The sequence below is a fragment of the Alkalimonas sp. genome, assembly GCF_020831925.1.
Lineage (GTDB): Bacteria > Pseudomonadota > Gammaproteobacteria > Enterobacterales > Alteromonadaceae > Alkalimonas.
The window spans coordinates 90,405-108,892 of the sequence record NZ_JAFIFQ010000005.1; the positions used below are offsets into that span (position 1 = coordinate 90,405).

Sequence of the window (18,488 nt, forward strand, 5' to 3'; positions counted from 1 at the left end):
GGCCTTTGCACTGCTTTGCATTCAGCCTGCTAATCTGAAATCGTCAAATAAAAGGAGACAGACCATGAAAGCAATCAGCATGATTTCGTTATTGATGGCAGCTTCAGTCAGCCTTACGGCAGCACCCATTGCAGCCGGTGAGTTGACTGCTGAAACCAGCACTTCACAACCGCAACAACAAGGTAAGCGCTGGCAGCACAGAGCGAAGCAAGCAGGTATGCCGCATGATGGTGCCAGCCAGTACCGCAAACAGAACCGACATGGGGCTGAGCGTCATACCTTGCGTCAGTTAGCACTGAGTGATGCACAAAAACAGCAACTGCAGGCAATGCGGCAAGAGCAGCGAGCACAGTATGGCGACCGGGCAGAGCAGCGCCAGCAACGTCAGCAACTGCAGCAACTGGTGCAGGCCGATAGTTTTGATGCCACGGCTGCCCGCTTGCTGCTGGAACAGCATCAGCAACAGCAATTGGAGCGTCAGTTGGCTATGCTGGAGTTTCGTCATCAGTTCTGGCAGCAGCTGACCCCTGAGCAACGTGAGCAGTGGCAGCAGCAGCGATCAGAGCGCCAACCGCGTCAGCTAGCTAAGATCCAACTCTTTTAACTTTCGTGTCAGCGTATTGCGGCCCCAGCCTAAAAAACGGGCCGCTTCCTGTTTGTGACCATGGGTGTGCTGCAGCGCCTGCTGCAAAGCGATACTTTCCAATTGCTGGCTGGCTTCGTTCAGGATATCCATCCGGCCCAGCTTCAGTTGCTGCTGCATCCAGTGGCGAAAACTGTCCTGCCAGCCGCTGCACGGATTCTCAGAGTTGCTAAGTGGTTCGTTCTCCTGCGGGGGCGGGCCTGATAACTCCGGTGGTAAATCGGCTATCAGCACTTGCTTACCGCTGGCCATCACGGTGAGCCAACGGCAGGTGTTCTCCAGCTGCCGCACATTGCCGGGCCAGTCCAGTTTTTGCAGGAATTTTTCGGCTTCACTGCTGAGCTGCTTGGCTTCGACATTCAGCTCACGGGCTGCCTGTTGCAAAAAATGTCGGGCCAGTGCAGGGATATCTTCACGCCGCTCTTTTAGACGCGGCAGATGCACCCGAATCACATTCAGACGGTGAAACAAATCTTCCCGAAATAAATGTTTCGCCACCAATTGCTCCAGATTCTGGTGGGTGGCCGCAATAATGCGCACATCGACACTGATGGCCTGATGGCCACCCACCCGATAAAACTGGCCATCGGCCAGTACCCGTAGCAGCCGGGTTTGTACATCCAGTGGCATGTCGCCGATTTCATCCAGAAATAAGGTACCGCCATCGGCTTGTTCAAAACGGCCTTTGCGCACATTAGCGGCGCCGGTAAAGGCGCCTTTTTCATGGCCGAACAATTCGGATTCAATCAGATCTTTTGGGATTGCGGCCATATTCAGCGCAATAAAGGGCTGGTCGCTGCGCGGGCTGTGCTTGTGCAGCGCATGTGCCACCAACTCTTTGCCGGTACCGGATTGGCCATTAATTAGCACGCTGATGCTGGAGCGGCTAAGCCGGCCGATGGCACGAAATACCTCCTGCATGGCTGGGGCTTCACCAATGATCTCCGGCAACAGTTGCGGTTGGCTGGCTTTGGTTTTGCGCAAGCTGGCTTTGCTGTGCTCCAGCGCCCGGCTTACCAGTGCTACGGCTTCGTCCATATCAAAGGGTTTTGGCAGGTATTCAAAGGCCCCGCGTTTAAAGGCATTGACGGCGCTGTCCAGATCCGAGTGGGCGGTCATAATGATTACTGGCAATTCCGGGGCTAATTGTTGCAAACGGGCCAGCAAGGCCATGCCATCGGTGCCGGGCATACGAATATCGGAGAGCACTACGGCTGGCTGGTGGTAGTCAAGCCGCTGCAACATCAAGTCGGCACTGGCGAAACTCTCGCAGGGGATCTCAGCTCGTTGCAATGCTTTTTCCAGCACCCAGCGAATGGAGTTGTCGTCATCAATGATCCATACGTCCTGATTCATGCGGTTTCCTCTGTGTCACTGATGGGAAGGTACAGGGTGAATTCGGTATGGCCAGGCCAGCTGTCGCAATCGATCCAGCCACTGTGCTGGTGCAATAGGGTTTGCGCTATGGTCAGGCCGAGACCACTGCCGCCCGGTTTGCCACTGACCATGGGGTAAAACAGGGTGTCGCGAATATCAGCCGGGATGCCGGGGCCATTGTCGATCACCTTGATGGCAGCCACTAATTTATGCCGCTGGCCGTGCAAGGTGTGTTGATACAAAATTCTGCTTTGCAGCAGAATTTGGCCACCTTGTTCCAGAGCTTGTTGGGCATTGCGTACAATGTTGAGCAGAGCCTGCTCTATTAGCTCTGGATCAAAGCGAAACACCGGGATGCTTGGATCGTAGTCGCGCTGAAAACGGACTTGTGCCGGGTTATCCAGTTGGGCCAGCTGACACACCCGCTCAATCACTTGATGCAAGTTAGCAAATTGCTGCTGTGGTGGCCGATAGGGGCCGAGCAAGCGGTCCACCAGCTTGCGCAACCGATCGGCCTGCGCAATGATGAGCTGAGTGTATTCTTTTTGTTCGTCGGACAGCGAGGATTCCAGCAACTGTGCGGCACCGCGCAGCCCACCAAGCGGGTTTTTAATCTCATGTGCTAAATTGCGAACCAGCTCGCGGGCTGCATGATGCTGATGCTGCTGCACATTTTCCTGGCTGATTTTGCGTTGCCGCTCAATTTGGCGAATTTCCAACAGTAAATACCACTGCTGTTGATGCTCAAAAGGGCTCAGGTAAACATCCAGCAGGGTCGGATGCCCATCGTGCAAAATGGTTTGCACATCACTGATGGCAAAGCTAGTTTGTTGCTCTAGGGCCCTAAGCAAAGGTTCTTTCCCCAGCTCACAGTATTGAAATAGCTCGGGAAATGGCTGACCACTCAGCCGTTTTGCGCTGATGGTCAATACCTGACTGCAGGCGGCATTGTAAAAACAGATCCGCAGTTGTTGGTCCAGCACCAATACAGCGGTGCTAAGAAGCTCGCTGAGCTGCTCAGGTTTAAAAGAAACGGTTGTACTCGACTGTTGTCCTGATTCGGTCACGGCCAATCCTCACGCACCATTATGGTGCATTTGCGATGCCAGTGTACGTCAGTCCGCTGAAAAATGCATCACAAATGCCCTATCTAGGGGATATCACCGTTGCTCTATGCAAATAAAAGGTGATGATCTCACTAAGTGCAATTTGCTTGCCGCTTTGATCAAGGAGCTCCATTTGCAGCTGATATTCACCGCGGTCTTGATCGCGTAGCACGAAGGTAGTGCTAGTTTGCGGGGCGCCGTAACGGCTGCCATTGACCTTAAGTGCGACCTGGAATCCACGGGTAAAGCGGGGTAGTACACGCCCGGTGATATGAACAGTGCCAGTGTTGTCGCGAATAGTCGCTTCCTGCTCGGGATTGGTAATTTCAATGGTGAAAGGAGTCGTCTTTTCTTGTTGCTGTGGCCGAAATGGCTCGGTAGCCTCCATCAGGTTGATCCGGGTGGTGAGATTGACTTCTTCAGCGCCAGGTTTGGGGCTGTCGGAAAACACCAGCACGCCATTGGCATCACGCCAGACATAAACTTTGCCATTGGCGTCTGTTGGCATGGGTAAACACAGCAGAAGCAAAACCACAATGGTGAGTAGTCGTGTTATCACGGTGTTGGATCCTGTCGCTGATTTGGTCAACCTTTCTTCATTAACTGTACGCCTGTTTTCATCATTTGACCAGATTTGTTGTGCAGGCAGGACCTGTTGCCAGGATATCGGCAGAAAAAAGCCCACCGGTTGGCGGGCTTAAAGCAAAGGAGAGGACTTAGACGCTGTAGTACAGCTCGAATTCAAGTGGATGAATGGCGATATTGACCCGACGCGCTTCTTCCCGCTTGATTGCGATGTAGGCATCAATCATGTCGTTTGACATCACACCGCCTTTGGTGAAGATTTCGCGTGAGGCATCCAGTGCATCCAGCGCCTGATCCAGTGAGGTAGCAACCTGTGGAATATTGGCTGCTTCTTCTGCTGGCAAGTCGTACAGATCTTTATCCATCGCATCGCCAGGATGGATTTTGTTCTGAATGCCATCCAAACCGGCCATCAACTGGGCAACAAAGGCCAGGTAAGGGTTGGCTGCCGGATCCGGAAAACGGCACTCAATCCGACGCGCTTTGGCACTTGGTACCATCGGAATACGAATCGAAGCGGAGCGGTTGCGGGCTGAGTAAGCCAACATCACCGGAGCTTCGTAATGTGGCACCAGACGCTTGTACGAGTTAGTCGACGGGTTGGTAAATGCATTGATAGCGCGGGCATGCTTGATGATACCGCCAATATAGTACAGGGCGATTTCAGACAGGCCTGCGTATTTGTCGCCGGCAAACAAGTTGACGCCGTCTTTGGCCAGTGACTGGTGGCAGTGCATACCAGAGCCGTTATCACCAAACAATGGTTTTGGCATAAAGGTGGCGGTTTTGCCGTAAATGTCCGCTACGTTGTGGATCACATACTTCAGAGTTTGCACTTCATCTGCTTTTTTAGTCAGGGTATTGAAACGGGTAGCAATTTCGTTCTGACCTGCCGTGGCGACCTCGTGGTGATGGGCTTCCACCACCTGGCCCATTTCTTCCAGCACCGTACACATGGCGCTACGGATATCGTGTGATGAATCAACCGGAGGTAGTGGGAAGTAACCGCCTTTCACGCGTGGACGGTGGCCTTTGTTGCCATCAGCCAGCTCGGCACCTGAGTTCCAGGCAGCTTCGCCATCGTTGATTTTGAAGAATGAGCCCGACATATCGGTGTGGAAACGAATGTCGTCGAACATAAAGAACTCTGGTTCTGGGCCAAACAGCACGGTATCGGCGATGCCGGTTGATTTCAGGTATTCTTCAGCGCGCAGTGCGATGGAGCGTGGATCACGATCATAGCCCTGCATAGTACCTGGCTCAATGACGTTGCAGCGGATATTCAGGGTGCTTTCTTCAAAGAAAGGATCCATCACGGCGGTTTCCGGATCTGGCATCAGGATCATGTCGGAGTCGTTGATTCCTTTCCAGCCCATGATGGAAGAACCGTCGAACATTTTACCGTCTTCAAAAAAATCTTCCGAAATCTGGCTAACCGGCACGGTGACGTGCTGCTCTTTGCCTTTGGTGTCGGTAAAACGTAAATCGACGTATTTAACTTCGTTTTCTTCAATCATCTTCATTATAGATGCAGCCATGGGTTCCTCCAGTTGGTTCCATAGGAAAATTTTTCATCGACCAAATAGATGCCAGATATGTGCCATTCATTCAGTGCCTTTAAAATCAAATAGATAAAACTTACTTTATGCTTCTGCACTGCCATGGCGCACCAGTGTGGTGCGACCATTCTCCATGCTGGTGCATACCAGCCTAGCACAATTCTGACCTCCAGCAGGGCGCTTTGGGCGCCAACGGGAAAAAAATCCGAGTTTATTTCTTCTTTGACGCGAAACAGAGTAGAATATGCGCCCTTATTTAAAGAGTTTGTTGTTTGCCTGGTGGTCACGTTGACGGTCACAGGGTGCCACAGAGGAAAGAGAAAGCATGAGCGTTACCGCGACCGATATTCAGAAACTACGTAATGTTGCCATTATTGCGCACGTTGACCACGGCAAAACCACGCTGGTAGATAAACTACTGCAGCAATCCGGCACCTTTGATGAACGTGCCAAACTGCAAGAGCGGGTGATGGACTCGAATGATCAGGAAAAAGAGCGTGGTATTACTATTCTGGCGAAAAACACTTCAGTTCGCTGGAACGGTTTCCACATCAATATCCTGGATACCCCTGGTCACGCCGACTTTGGCGGTGAAGTGGAGCGCGTACTTTCAATGGCCGATTCGGTGCTGTTGTTGGTGGACGCTGTAGACGGCCCCATGCCACAAACCCGTTTTGTGACCCAAAAAGCCTTTGCGCATGGTTTGAAGCCTATCGTCGTGGTAAACAAAATCGACCGTCCTGGTGCCCGGCCGGATTGGGTGATTGATCAGGTCTTCGACCTGTTTGATAACCTGGGGGCGACCGATGAGCAGCTGGATTTCCCGATTGTCTATGCCTCGGCTTTGAATGGTTGGGCAACGCTGGATCATAACGAGCCAAAAACCGACATGACCGAATTGTTCCAGGCCATCGTGGATAATGTGACACCGCCGGATGTGGATCCGGAAGGTGACACCCAGCTGCAAGTTTCTCAGCTGGACTACTCCAGCTACCTTGGCATCATCGGTATCGGCCGGATAAAGCGTGGTACCTTGCGCCCTAACCAGCAGGTGACCATCGTCAGTGCTGATGGCAAAAAGCGCAATGGCAAAGTTGGTCAGGTTTTTGGTTACCTCGGACTGGAGCGGATTGATACCACCGAATCGACTGCTGGTGATATTGTCGCCTTTACCGGCCTGGGTGAACTGAAAATATCCGATACCATTTGTGCACCATCTGCAGTAGAAGCCTTACCTGCTTTAACGGTTGATGAGCCAACCGTGACCATGACTTTTCAGGTGAACACCTCGCCTTTTGCTGGCAAAGAAGGCAAGTTTGTCACCTCACGCCAGATTTTAGAGCGTCTGCAAAATGAACTGAAACACAACGTGGCGCTGCGGGTTCAGGAAACCGAAGATGGTGATAAATTCCGTGTTTCCGGTCGTGGTGAACTGCACTTAGGTGTACTGATTGAAAGCATGCGTCGTGAAGGTTTTGAACTGGCCGTATCGCGGCCGGAAGTGATCATGAAAACTGTGGATGGCGTCAAAATGGAGCCGTACGAGCAACTGACCATCGACTGTGAAGAGTCGCATCAGGGTGCTGTTATGGAAAAAATGGGTGAGCGTAAGGCAGAAATGACCAATATGCAGCCAGATGGTAAAGGCCGGGTACGGATGGATTTCGTGGTGCCTAGTCGCGGTTTGATTGGTTTCCGTACCGAGTTCATTACTTTAACCTCTGGTACAGGCTTGATGTACCACAGCTTCGATCACTACGGTGAATTCAAAGGCGGTACCATTGGTCTGCGTAATAATGGTGTGATGATCGCCAATGCTATGGGTAAAGCGGCTGGTTACGCCATTTTCTCCTTGCAGGAGCGCGGCCGGATGTTCATCGGCCATGCCGAAGAAGTCTATGAAGGTCAGGTCATTGGGATTCATAGCCGCAGCAACGATTTGACGGTGAATTGCTTAAAAGGCAAGCAGCTGACCAACGTACGGGCATCGGGTACCGATGAAGCCATTAACCTGGTTCCGCCGATTCGCTTCACGCTGGAGCAGGCGCTGGAGTTTATTGACGATGACGAGCTGGTAGAAGTGACTCCAGCCTCGATCCGTATCCGTAAGCGTCACCTGACCGAAAACGACCGCAAACGTGCCAGTCGTCAGTCAGGTGCCTAATGATAGCCTGATTTAAGGTAAAGAAGGCTTGAAGAGCCGGGAACTGCTGGTCAGTTTCCGGCTTTTTTTATACTATGGACGCTAACCTCATGCAAAGGAGTGGTCTGGTGCAGGCAATCAAGTGGCGAGAGTGTATTCATACCAGCCATTTATTTATCAAAGGCTATATTCAGCGTTGTCAGCAGGATCAGATCAATCTGGTTGGCGGGTACCTGGCCTATATTTCCTTGTTATCGCTGGTGCCCTTTATTGCCGTGATGTTCTCCATGTTAAGTGCTTTTCCCATGTTTGCGGAGTTTCGCCAAAGCATGGAGGGCCTGCTTTATGCCAATGTGGTGCCGTCGCGCGGTGATGAAATCAAAGACTATGTGAATGAATTTATCGGCAATACCCGTGGCATGACCGCTGTTGGTATTACAGCGTTGATCGTGGTAGCGCTGCTGCTGATCCATAACATTGATAAAACCCTGAATAAAATCTGGCGCATCAATAAGCGACCCCGTCCGGTGATCTCCTTTTCTATCTATTGGATGATCCTGACACTCGGCCCTATTTTGTTTGGCACTTCCATTGCGGTTAGCTCCTACCTGGTGACCCTGACCCGCTTTGCTGATGACTTCACGCCCGGTTTGTCCAGTTTCTTGTTAGGGCTGGTCCCTTATCTGATGTCCTGGCTGGCATTTTGTATTTTGTATTTGGTGGTGCCTAATACCAAGGTCCGGATCCGGCATGCTTTCTTTGGTGGCTTGCTGGCCATGCTGTTGTTTGAACTGTTGAAGTATGGCTTTGCGCTTTATATCACTCATTTCCCATCCTATCAGGTGATCTATGGAGCCATGGCCTTGATCCCAATCCTATTTTTGTGGGTCTATCTGAGCTGGCTGGTGGTCTTGGTGGGTGCTGAGCTGACCGCCTATCTGAAAGACTGGGAGCAGCTTACTAAGGATGAAGCCAGTGAAACGGAGGAATGCTGTGAATGAAAGCCTTAATTCAGCGGGTGCGTAGTGCCAATGTTAGCGTGGCTGGGGAGCAAATTGCGCAGATTGAACAGGGCCTGTTGGTGCTGCTGGGGGTCGAGCAGGCGGATTCGGAGCTTAGTGCGGCGCTTCTGGCGGATAAGGTCTGTAAATACCGGGTGTTTAGCGATGACAACGGTAAAATGAATCTGAATGTGCAGCAGGTGAAAGGCCAGTTGCTGGTGGTTTCGCAGTTTACGCTGGCAGCTGATACCAACACGGGCCTCAGACCCAGCTTTTCTCAAGCTGCCGTGCCAGAACAGGCACAGCGTTTGTACCAGCACTTTATCGAGCGTTGCGAAGAGCATAATCTGAACGTGGCCTGTGGTCGTTTCGCGGCCGATATGCAGGTAGCATTAGTCAACGATGGCCCTGTGACCTTTTTACTTGAAAGCAAAAGCGGGTAAACCATGGCCATTCGCATGCACATCCCGCGAAATGACGCCGACTGGCAGGCATACTATCAGTTCCGTTGGCAACAGCTAAGAGCCCCTTGGCAGCAGCCTCTTGGGTCAGAACGTGATGAGTTGGAGCATCAGAGCCATCATCGCATGCTGATGGACGGAGATCGCCTGATCGGCGTGGCTCGCTTGCATCAGCTGGATGATGGTAAGGCGCAAGTTCGTTACATGGCCGTGGACCCGGCATATCAGGGCCAGCAACTTGGTGCCCGTTTGCTGACGGAGCTTGAGCAGCAGGCGTTGGCGCTTGGTTGTTCCCAGGTGGTGCTGAATGCTCGCGACACTGCCTTGGGTTTTTATCAGCGGCTTGGGTACAGCATGCAGCAAGAAGCAGCCAGCCAGTTTGGTATTGCGCATTACCGCATGCAACGTTATTTGCGTCTGCCAGGATCTGCTGAAGACTGGCAGCTTCGTTGCCAACAGTTGCAACAAAACTGGCATCAGCAAATACCGCTTAGTCGCTTTATGCAATTAGAGATTGTGACCTTTGATGGCACCGAGCTGTGCTGTCAGGCACCGCTTGAACCTAATATAAACCTGCACGGCACCATGTTTGCCGGCAGCCTTTACAGCCTTGCCACACTGACGGGCTGGGGCCTGCTGCATTTGCAATTGCAAGCGTTGTCAATACAAGCCGATCTGGTACTAGCCGATGGACATATTCGTTATCTCAAGCCGATGCAACAGACTCCGCAAGCGCGTTGTTCCATGCTCAGCGCCAAAGGGGATTTATCGGTACTGAACCAGGGGCGACATGCCAGTCAACGTATCAAGGTAGAGCTGCTAAGCGCAGATAAGGTGGTGGCTTTGTTTGAAGGCCATTACAAGGCGCTGCTGCCACGGAGAGCCCAATGAAAGTTGTTTTGCTGGGTTGCGGTTGGCTCGGACGGCAACTGCTGCCGGTTTTGCAGCAGGATGGCCACCAGCTATTGGTCACCCGCCAGTCTGAGGCCGCTTTAGCAGAGCTACCGGGCTCTGTTTCAGGCCAGGTGCTGAGGCTGCCGCTGTCACTGCCATTTTCGGCAAAGTTATTGGATCAGTTTCAGCAAGCGGTGGTGATATCTGCCATTACACCAGGTTGGCGTAAACAGGGTGGGGCTGGTTATCTGGATAGCCTACAGTCTTTGGCCAGGCTGATGCAGGCAGCCAATAGCCTGGCTTGTGTGCACTTTAGTTCTACCGGCGCTTACAATGGCCTGAGTGATGAAGTCGATGAGCAAAGTCAACTGGCCGTAAATGATGCCAAAGCGCAGTTACTGTATCAAGGTGAACAACTGCTACAGCAAGCCTTGCCAACCTGTACCTTGCGGCTTGCTGGTTTGTTCGGGCCTGGCCGACACCCAGGCAACTTTCTGCGCAGTGGCGTGTTGGATGACCCAGATGCTCCGGTGAATATGGTGCATAGTCACGATGTGATTGAGGCTGTACGGGTTATTCTGCAGCAGCAAGCCTGGCCGGCGCTGTACAATTTGAGCTGTCCGGACTTGGTCACACGCCAGCAGTTTTATCAGCAAGCCAGGGCGCTGTTGCAGCTTCCGGCGCTTACAGTTGGTGCAGCTGGTTCCAGTCAGCGCCGGGTGCTGGCTCATCGTATTAGCCGACAGTTGCCCTTTGACTATTGTTACCCATCTGCGTTGCATGCGCTGCTTGAGTGCTCCTAAACACACATTTATCAGGTCGCTAGTGACTTTATCGGACTTTTATCAGGCTTTTGTCAGGACTAGTACCCGTTAACACCCCATACTCACACTCACAGTATTTGCCACTCAAGGTTGAGTTGTTATGCGCAGTCAATGGTTGTTGTTGTCTACCATCAGTACCTTGCTAGGGATAGCAGCAGGTGCATTGTTCTTGTTGTTTTCAGAACACTCCATCGTATTTTCCCAGTCAGCTCTGGTGTTATCAGAGTTTTGGTCCACTTTCCTGTTGTGGGCGTTTGTCCTGCTGTTTGTGTCGGCTTTGATGTTTAATTTGATCGCTTTTATCGAAATGGACTCAGGCAACCGTTGGTTGGCACTTCCGAAACGATTTCAACGTGAACAGAATCGATTCGAGCAGCAGGAATTTTTTTTCAGCCGCCTAAAACAACAACTGCAACAACAAGGTGCCATTGAACCCGTCTGTAATGACGATAACGAAGTATTTTTCTGGCACAGTAAGGCCGGAAAAACCCTGGTGTACTTTCATCCCGATGCTGAGAATATGGTCTCGATGGAGTGCTTACGTGAACGCTTCCAGCAGATGCTCAGTCATGATTGTCGACAGGGAATGCTAGTTAGTTTTCAGGGTTTTACCAGCCAGGAACGTATTTTCGCCCGCGAAGCCAATATTGAGTTGCTTGAATACCAGCCGGATATGTTGGAGCAGGGCTTTAGCGGCCGCTCTGCTCTACTGACGCAAACGGAAAGCCGAACTGGCCTGCTCCAGTTCTGATGCCAGCCTTGTGACATCCTGGCTATGTGCCATGGTGCTGCTGGCTTTTTCGGTACTGTTTTGCGCCAGCTGTACCACCACTTCCATCGACTGACTGATTTGCTCGCCCTGACTTAGCTGCATGGCTGTGGCATCTGCGATGCTGGCATTGATGCCGTGCATCTGAGTGATGGCATGGTGAATATGCTGTAATGCTTGCAGTAATGCCTGATTTTCTTCAACACACTGACTGGCATCTGTGTTGCCTTGCTGCACCGCTTGTACGGCTGCTTTGGTGCCTTGCTGCAAGGTTTCTATCATGGTTTGAATATCATTGGTCGCTTGCTGGGTGCGCCCCGCAAGAGTGCGGACTTCATCGGCAACCACCGCAAAGCCGCGGCCCTGCTCACCGGCTCTGGCTGCTTCAATAGCTGCATTCAGTGCCAACAGATTGGTTTGCTCGGCAATGCTGCCAATGGTATCCAGAATGCTGCCAATTTGCTTGGTTTGCGCATTGACCTGCTGCATCAGTTCATCGATGCTGTGCAGCTGTTTTGCCAGGTGACCAATACGCTGATTGCTTTGCTCGGACAGCTGATGCACCTCTTTGTTATGCTGCATCCCTTGCTGCATCTCTAGCACTGCCTGCTCAGCCTGCTTGGTGATGTGCTGGCTTTGTTCGCTAAGCTGATGCGTGCTGGAGTTAATGCTGGCGATTTGGCTGGTTTGCTGTTGCAGTGCTTCTCGGATATCTTGTACATCCATGCCGGAGCGCTGCGAACTTTGGTTTAGTTCGCTGGCATAGTTTTGAATGCGCTGCACCAGGCTGCTGAGTGCTTCCACCAGTTGATTGACGTTACCAGCCAATTTACCAAACTCATCATCGCGTTGAATGGTAAGGCGCTGGCTTAGATCGCCCTGTGCCATCACCCCTAGCACCTGATTTATTTTAGCCAGCGGTTGCAGCATGGCGCGGATGGTGACCCAGGCAATGACTGTCGCCAGCACAATAAGCACCAACAAAATGATGACATTGCGCCAGTTGCCTTGTGAAATGGTGCGGCTAACCGCCTGCTGCAGTTGATTAACCTGCTGATCGGCCGCACTGGCCATTTGCTGCAAGGCTGTGATGCCATTGCTGAATTCCAGCTCGGCCTGGTTTAAATGCTGGCGCGCGTTTTGTTGCTGGGTTAGCCGCTGCAGTTGCAGGCGCAGCAACGGCTGCTCTTGCAGCAGGCTTTGCTCCAGTTGTTGCAGCTGTGTCTGGAAATCCGACCAAAGCCCACCGGTGTCAATCTGTGCCACCAACTGAGCCAAATAATCGATATTGACCTGCATATCGCTAAAGGCAAAGCTGATGTTATCTTCGCTGCGTTGTAACTGGCCCAGCTCGCTGGCATTCGCCACTTCTCGTAAGGTGTTGATCAAGCCAAGCAACTGGCCGTCAATACGACCTGCGGTACCTTCAACCAGTTCCAGGGTCTCGCTATCGGCACCATCCAGATAGGATAAATCCAGCAGCAAGGCACCGAGAGCATCGAGTTTTTGCTCCAATTGCTGAAACAAAGCCAGTACCTCATCCCGGCTTTGTTCAACTTCCAATCGAAGTGCAAACATTTGTTGCACGGATTGGCGGTAGGCACTGCTTTGTTGTTCGGCTTTTTGCAGGGCCAGTTGCAGCTCGCTATGTTGTTCTGTCAGCTCTGCTGCTTGTTGCAACAACTGCTGCAGGTCACGATCGGCCTGAGCAAAGAGCTGTTGCTGTTGACTGATCAGCGCTGGTTGTTCGGTTGAAAAGCCCTGGGCGCTGGCATTGGCCATACTCAGTAACTGGATTTGTGCCTGATTACTCAGTTGTTGGGTGGGTATGGCACGCTCATTAACGTTGCGGGTTGACTCTTCTATTGATAGAAAGCTCAGCAGAGCGGAGCCGCTGGCCACTACCAGCAAGAGGACAATCAAGCCAAATCCAAGGATGATGCGATGCGCAATGGTCAGTGTCATGAAAAGGTCTCAGCTTATTTGAATTTTTATTATAGCTGGTTCTGACCTTAGCAAACTTTGCACAACTGGTCTAGCCAGAACCCATTGCTCAGTATCCGAGGAATGAAAAGCATTGCAGTCGTTAATCATGGCTTGATTTTGTTTTTATGTTACTGCTATTGTTGCCTCTTCTGTTAATTTTGAGTGATGCTATCTGTGGCTGGTCATCCCTTGTTGTGCAAAGCATTGTTCATGTTCGCTGTTACCCTGGTGCTGGCGATTCGACTTTTTAGCCCGGCTGTGAGGGCAGTCGAGCCAGAGTGGCAAAGCGTTGAGCAGGGCCAAGGGCAGGACTTTGTGACTGCTTTTAGCCATCAGCAACAAAGCCTGTTCTATGGTCGTTCAGATCTAGAGGTTAGCTTTTCCATCATTCGTCAGCTGGCACTGGCTAATCGCCAGCCTGAAACGCTGGCGTTGACCACAACCGCGGATTACGACTTTGTCTCCTCCCCTTCTGTCGTTGAGTTTGAGGGGCAGGAGTTTCTATATTATATGGTGTCTGCTCGTTTTTGGGGTACTCAGGCGCAATGGCTACGAGCACCCGTAGCCAACCTAAAAGCTGCTGAACCCGTTGTATTACCGGGCAATTATGGGGCTTATTCCATCGCCCGAGTGGTGGCATTGCAGGATGGCAGTTTGGGGATGGTGTACCGAGCCGGGCGTAGCCAATTGTTTTTTAGTCGCTCGCAGGACGGTATTACCTTTGGGGAGCCGGTTCAGTTTGCGGTGGGGACCATGCCTGCCAGTGCCAGTTTTGCCGATGGGACTGTGCTGGTCAGTTACCAAAATGGTCCTTCCATCACCGAAATGGGGGGGCGGTTGCAGGTCTCATCTGATCAAGGGCATAGTTGGTCTGACATGGCATCACTGCCCCAGCAGGGGGATATCCATGATCTAAGCCCGGTGAAGCGGCTGGATGGCAATCTTGATATTTATTACTCAGCAAAGGGCGAGAATCAGCGTTTAGGGCTTTACCGGACCTGTGTGACACCCGAGCTAACCTTTGGCTCAGTAGAAGAGCTGCTTTCCTCTGAGCAGGTGCACGCTGCCAAAAGCACGGTGCATCATACCAGCCAAGGTCTATTACTGACCTTTATTCAGCAGACGGATGATTTACAAGAGGGCAATCTAAGCCTGATGTGGCTGGAAAGGGAAGCCCCAACTTGCCCTGAGTCTGTGGCGGTAGCCGAATAATGCGTTACTACCTGAGGTGGTGCGCGCTGATGCCGCTGTTGCTGTTAGTGAGCTGCGCTCAACCTACCGTCCATCTGAACCATCGTTATCTGGATGAGAAGCAGACCAGTGAGTTGGTCTCGGCATTGCAGCAGCAAGGGCTGCGGGTGGAACTGAATCAGCATCCATTTCCGGCGCGGGTCAGTGAAAACACCCTGATCTACTCGCCAATGATGCGAAACCCAGAGGCAACAGCCAGCCGGTTGCAGCAAGCGCTGGATGACACCGGTTGGCATCTGCGCGACAACCGCTTGCTGGTGGAGTCAAATCAGTGGTTTACCCGGGACAATGTGGGACTTTTTCTGGTGCCGGCCGGGGTACAGGTGCATGGTGGCCGCACCGCGATGGATGTTGCGCATTCGTACAGTGCCGAAGACTGTGACTTTGATTACCGGCTTAACTTGCAGCCAGATGGCCGCATGGTGTTTGAAAGCGACAACCCGGCGTACCCGTCCTTTCAGGCGAACTGGCGGCTTACCGGTTACCCTTATCTGCAGCTGTATCAGGAGCAGACCTACCTGAATTTTTATTACCAGATAGAGCGCAGTGATAGCCGCGATGCCATTGGCAAGGCGGCTATTACCCGCTTGCTACCGCTAAGCACCCCAGTGCGGCTGCCGGCTTGCAGCCTGGTGCATGGGGTGCGGTACTAGTTAGTACCAGACGCACTTACTGGCTGGGCAGCATGGCCGCAGGCAGCAGCTTACTTAAGCGGCCACTAGCCAGCAGCTCGGCAGCGGCTTTGATATCCGGTGCGAAGTAGCGATCTTCGGCATAAAAGCTGACCTGGTCACGCAAGAGTGCCCGGGCCTGCTCCAGCCGCTCGGTGGATTTAAGCGGTGCACGAAAATCCAGTCCCTGCACCGAAGCCAGGTACTCGACGGCCAATACACCGCGGGTATTGTCGGCCATTTGGGCCAGGCGCCGGGCAGCGAAAGTGGCCATGGAGACGTGATCTTCCTGATTGGCTGAAGTCGGTAGGCTATCGACACTGGCTGGGTGGGCCAGGGATTTGTTCTCGGATGCCAAAGCAGCAGAGGTGACCTGGGCAATCATAAAGCCGCTGTTGACACCGCCGTTGTTGACCAGAAAGGCTGGCAGTTTGCTCAGGCTGGCATCAATCAGCAGCGCCATCCGGCGCTCGGACAAAGAACCGATTTCGGCAATAGCCAGTGCCAGGTTATCGGCTGCCATCGCCACCGGCTCGGCATGGAAGTTACCGCCGGACAGGATATCGCCCTCATCGGCAAACACCAGCGGGTTGTCGGTGACGCCATTGGCTTCGGTTTCCAGCACCACAGCGGCCTGACGGATTTGCGTCAGGCAAGCGCCCATCACCTGGGGCTGACAACGCAGGCTGTAAGGGTCCTGCACTTTTTCGCAGTCCTGATGTGAGTCGCCAACCTCGGAGCGCTCAGCAAGCAAATGACGGTACACGCTAGCGGCATCAATCTGGCCTTGCTGGCCACGGATGGCATGAATGCGGGCATCAAACGGGGCCCGGCTGCCAAGAGCTGCTTCCACGCTAAGTGCGCCAATCACGCTGGCCGCAGCATACAAATCCTCGGCTTTGAATAAGCCTTCCAGCGCCAGTGCAGTAGAGGCCTGGGTACCGTTTAGCAGAGCCAGCCCTTCTTTTGCGGCCAGAACTACCGGCTGCAGGCCAGCCAGTTTCAGCCCTTCTTGGGCCGGTAGCTGCTTACCCTGATAACGCACTTCTCCTTCGCCAATCAATGGCAGCACCATGTGTGCCAGCGGGGCCAGATCGCCGGAGGCGCCGACGGAGCCCTGGGCTGGAATGCATGGATAAACGCCTTTATTTACCATGGCAATCATTGCATCGATAATTTCCTGACGAATGCCGGAGTAGCCACGGGCCAGCGAGTTGATTTTCAGGATCATAATCAACCGCACGGTTTGGTCGGACATCAGCTCACCATAACCGGCTGCATGCGACAAGACGATAGAGCGTTGCAGCAGTTCCAGTTGATCCGGTGCAATCTTGGTATTGGCCAGCAGGCCAAAGCCGGTATTGATACCATAGACGGTTTTGCCTTTGGCCAGCACTTCGGCCACGGTTTTGGCCGAGGCGGCAATGGCCGGGTAGGCGGATTTATCCAGCGCAATGGCTTGGTCAGTTTGCCACAGCTGGCGCAACTGGCTCAGGCTGAGCTGGCCGGGTGTTACGATAAATGGGGTGGTCATGGCTTACTCCTTGGTGCTCAGCATCGGTAAATCCAGCCCTTGCTCACGGGCGCAGTTTTGGGCAATGTCGTAACCGGCATCGGCATGGCGCATCACGCCGGTACCCGGATCGTTCCACAGCACCCGGCCAAGCCGTTTGGCGGCAGCTTCGGTGCCATCGGCCACAATGACTACGCCTGAGTGTTGGCTGTAGCCCATACCAACGCCACCGCCATGGTGCAGTGAAACCCAGCTGGCGCCGCCAGCGGTATTGAGCAGCGCATTTAGTAGTGGCCAATCGGAGACAGCATCCGAGCCATCCAGCATGGCTTCGGTTTCACGGTTTGGGCTGGCGACCGAGCCGGAGTCCAGGTGGTCGCGGCCAATGACAACAGGGGCCTTTAATTCGCCGCTTTTCACCATCTCATTAAAGGCCAATGCTACCCGGGCTCGATCTTTTAAACCAATCCAGCAAATACGGGCTGGCAAACCCTGGAAATGGATTTTCTCGCGCGCCATATTCAGCCAGTGGTGCAGCTGTGGATTGTCCGGGATCAGTTCTTTCACTTTTTGGTCGGTTTTATAAATATCTTCCGGATCGCCGGACAGGGCTACCCAGCGGAACGGGCCTATGCCTTCACAAAACAAAGGCCGGATGTAAGCTGGCACAAAGCCTGGGTAGTCAAAGGCATTCTGTACGCCTTCATCCTGCGCCATCTGGCGGATGTTGTTGCCATAATCCACCGCAACAGCACCTTTGCTTTGCATATCGAGCGTGGCCTGTACTTGCACCGCCATCGATTGTTTGGCGGCTTTCACTACTGCCTTGGGATCCTGCAGCCGCTGCTCCGCTGCTTGTGTCATGCTCCAGCCTTGCGGCAGATAACCGTTCAAAGGGTCATGCGCTGAGGTCTGATCGGTCACCACATCCGGAATGATGTTGCGCTTTACCAGCTCGGCGAATACATCGGCGGCATTGGCCAGCAAACCAATGGAGGTTGGCTTACCGGATGCTTTGGCTTGCTTTAACAGCGCTAAGGCTTGATCCAGGCTGGTGGCTTTGACATCGACGTAGCCGGTACGAAGGCGGAAATCAATGCGGCTTTCATCCACCTCACAGGCAATCATATGAAAGCCTGCCATGGTTCCAGCCAGTGGCTGGGCACCACCCATGCCGCCCAGGCCGCCGGTCAGGATCCATTTGCCACTGGCATCGCCGTTAAAGTGCTGTTTGGCAATGGCGACAAAGGTCTCGTAAGTACCTTGCACAATGCCTTGCGAGCCAATGTAAATCCAGGAGCCTGCAGTCATCTGGCCGTACATCATCAGGCCTTTTTTATCCAGCTCGTTAAAATGCTCCCAGTTGGCCCAGGCCGGTACCAGATTAGAGTTGGCAATCAGCACCCGTGGCGCATCCGGGTGGGTCGGGAACACGCCCACCGGTTTGCCGCTTTGTACCAGCAGGGTCTGGTCGTCTTCCAGTCTGTCCAGCACTTCGACAATTTTATCAAAACAGGCCCAGTCACGTGCTGCCCGGCCGATACCCCCGTACACCACCAGCGATTGCGGGTGCTCGGCTACATCCGGGTCCAGGTTGTTCATCAGCATGCGTTTGGCCGCTTCGGTCAGCCAGCTTTTGGCGGTTTTCTCAGGCCCTGTAGTGGCCCGGATCACCCGGGTGGTATCTAAACGTGGATCAGACATG

The 18,488-nt window shown here is 53.1% G+C and carries 17 protein-coding genes; 9 read left to right on the forward strand and 8 right to left on the reverse strand.

Going from position 1 to position 18,488, the window contains the following annotated elements:
- Positions 1-64: 64 nt before the first annotated feature.
- Positions 65-604 carry a Spy/CpxP family protein refolding chaperone gene (locus tag JJU14_RS03340; protein ID WP_228611185.1) on the forward strand — a complete coding sequence of 180 codons (540 nt, stop codon included), beginning with the start codon at positions 65-67 and terminating at the stop codon, positions 602-604.
- Here the strand turns inward: JJU14_RS03340 and glnG are convergent.
- The 5 genes from glnG to JJU14_RS03365 form a co-directional block, all read right to left on the reverse strand.
- On the reverse strand, positions 581-1,999 hold the full coding sequence (gene glnG / locus JJU14_RS03345; protein WP_228611186.1) for a nitrogen regulation protein NR(I): 1,419 nt from the start codon (positions 1,997-1,999) through the stop codon (positions 581-583). The genes JJU14_RS03340 and glnG overlap by 24 nt on opposite strands.
- Positions 1,996-3,087 (reverse strand): nitrogen regulation protein NR(II), encoded by a 1,092-nt coding sequence (gene glnL, locus JJU14_RS03350; RefSeq protein WP_228611187.1) that lies wholly within the window; start codon positions 3,085-3,087, stop codon positions 1,996-1,998. The genes glnG and glnL overlap by 4 nt, the downstream gene beginning before the upstream one ends.
- A 79-nt stretch (positions 3,088-3,166) precedes the next feature.
- Positions 3,167-3,685, reverse strand: a complete 519-nt coding sequence (locus JJU14_RS03355) for a DUF4124 domain-containing protein (RefSeq protein WP_228611188.1) — start codon at positions 3,683-3,685, stop codon at positions 3,167-3,169.
- Between the two features lie 157 nt (positions 3,686-3,842).
- The gene (gene glnA / locus JJU14_RS03360) at positions 3,843-5,249 is read right to left on the reverse strand and encodes a glutamate--ammonia ligase (protein ID WP_228611189.1); all 1,407 of its coding nucleotides are present in this window, start codon (positions 5,247-5,249) and stop codon (positions 3,843-3,845) included.
- Positions 5,234-5,569, reverse strand: coding sequence for a hypothetical protein (locus JJU14_RS03365; protein ID WP_228611190.1), 336 nt, complete (start codon positions 5,567-5,569; stop codon positions 5,234-5,236). The genes glnA and JJU14_RS03365 overlap by 16 nt, the downstream gene beginning before the upstream one ends.
- 26 nt (positions 5,570-5,595) lie before the next feature.
- Between JJU14_RS03365 and typA the strand changes: the two genes are divergently transcribed.
- From typA to JJU14_RS03395, 6 genes are all read left to right on the forward strand, one after another.
- Positions 5,596-7,434 (forward strand): translational GTPase TypA, encoded by a 1,839-nt coding sequence (gene typA, locus JJU14_RS03370; protein ID WP_228611191.1) that lies wholly within the window; start codon positions 5,596-5,598, stop codon positions 7,432-7,434.
- A 107-nt stretch (positions 7,435-7,541) separates the two neighbouring features.
- Positions 7,542-8,414, forward strand: coding sequence for a virulence factor BrkB family protein (locus JJU14_RS03375; RefSeq protein WP_366914873.1), 873 nt, complete (start codon positions 7,542-7,544; stop codon positions 8,412-8,414).
- Positions 8,411-8,857, forward strand: coding sequence for a D-aminoacyl-tRNA deacylase (gene dtd, locus JJU14_RS03380; RefSeq protein ID WP_228611192.1), 447 nt, complete (start codon positions 8,411-8,413; stop codon positions 8,855-8,857). Before JJU14_RS03375 ends, dtd begins: the two co-directional genes overlap by 4 nt.
- Before the next feature lie 3 nt (positions 8,858-8,860).
- Entirely contained in the window at positions 8,861-9,766 is a 906-nt protein-coding gene (locus tag JJU14_RS03385; RefSeq protein ID WP_228611193.1) for a bifunctional GNAT family N-acetyltransferase/hotdog fold thioesterase, read from the forward strand.
- The gene (locus JJU14_RS03390; RefSeq protein ID WP_228611194.1) at positions 9,763-10,572 is read left to right on the forward strand and encodes an epimerase; all 810 of its coding nucleotides are present in this window, start codon (positions 9,763-9,765) and stop codon (positions 10,570-10,572) included. Before JJU14_RS03385 ends, JJU14_RS03390 begins: the two co-directional genes overlap by 4 nt.
- A 121-nt stretch (positions 10,573-10,693) precedes the next feature.
- Positions 10,694-11,344, forward strand: a complete 651-nt coding sequence (locus JJU14_RS03395; protein WP_228611195.1) for a hypothetical protein — start codon at positions 10,694-10,696, stop codon at positions 11,342-11,344.
- Here JJU14_RS03395 and JJU14_RS03400 read toward each other — a convergent pair.
- Positions 11,300-13,327, reverse strand: a complete 2,028-nt coding sequence (locus tag JJU14_RS03400) for a methyl-accepting chemotaxis protein (protein WP_228611196.1) — start codon at positions 13,325-13,327, stop codon at positions 11,300-11,302. The two genes, JJU14_RS03395 and JJU14_RS03400, sit on opposite strands and share 45 nt — an antisense overlap.
- 231 nt (positions 13,328-13,558) lie before the next feature.
- Between JJU14_RS03400 and JJU14_RS03405 the strand changes: the two genes are divergently transcribed.
- On the forward strand, positions 13,559-14,560 hold the full coding sequence (locus JJU14_RS03405) for a sialidase family protein (protein WP_228611198.1): 1,002 nt from the start codon (positions 13,559-13,561) through the stop codon (positions 14,558-14,560).
- A 29-nt stretch (positions 14,561-14,589) separates the two neighbouring features.
- Positions 14,590-15,252: a hypothetical protein gene (locus tag JJU14_RS03410; protein WP_228611200.1), complete on the forward strand. Its 663-nt coding sequence runs from the start codon at positions 14,590-14,592 to the stop codon at positions 15,250-15,252.
- Between the two features lie 16 nt (positions 15,253-15,268).
- Here the strand turns inward: JJU14_RS03410 and hutH are convergent, their stop codons facing one another.
- Positions 15,269-16,804, reverse strand: coding sequence for a histidine ammonia-lyase (hutH, locus tag JJU14_RS03415; RefSeq protein WP_228611201.1), 1,536 nt, complete (start codon positions 16,802-16,804; stop codon positions 15,269-15,271).
- 3 nt (positions 16,805-16,807) lie between these two features.
- Positions 16,808-18,487, reverse strand: a complete 1,680-nt coding sequence (gene hutU / locus JJU14_RS03420) for a urocanate hydratase (RefSeq protein ID WP_228611202.1) — start codon at positions 18,485-18,487, stop codon at positions 16,808-16,810.
- Position 18,488: the final 1 nt, after the last annotated feature.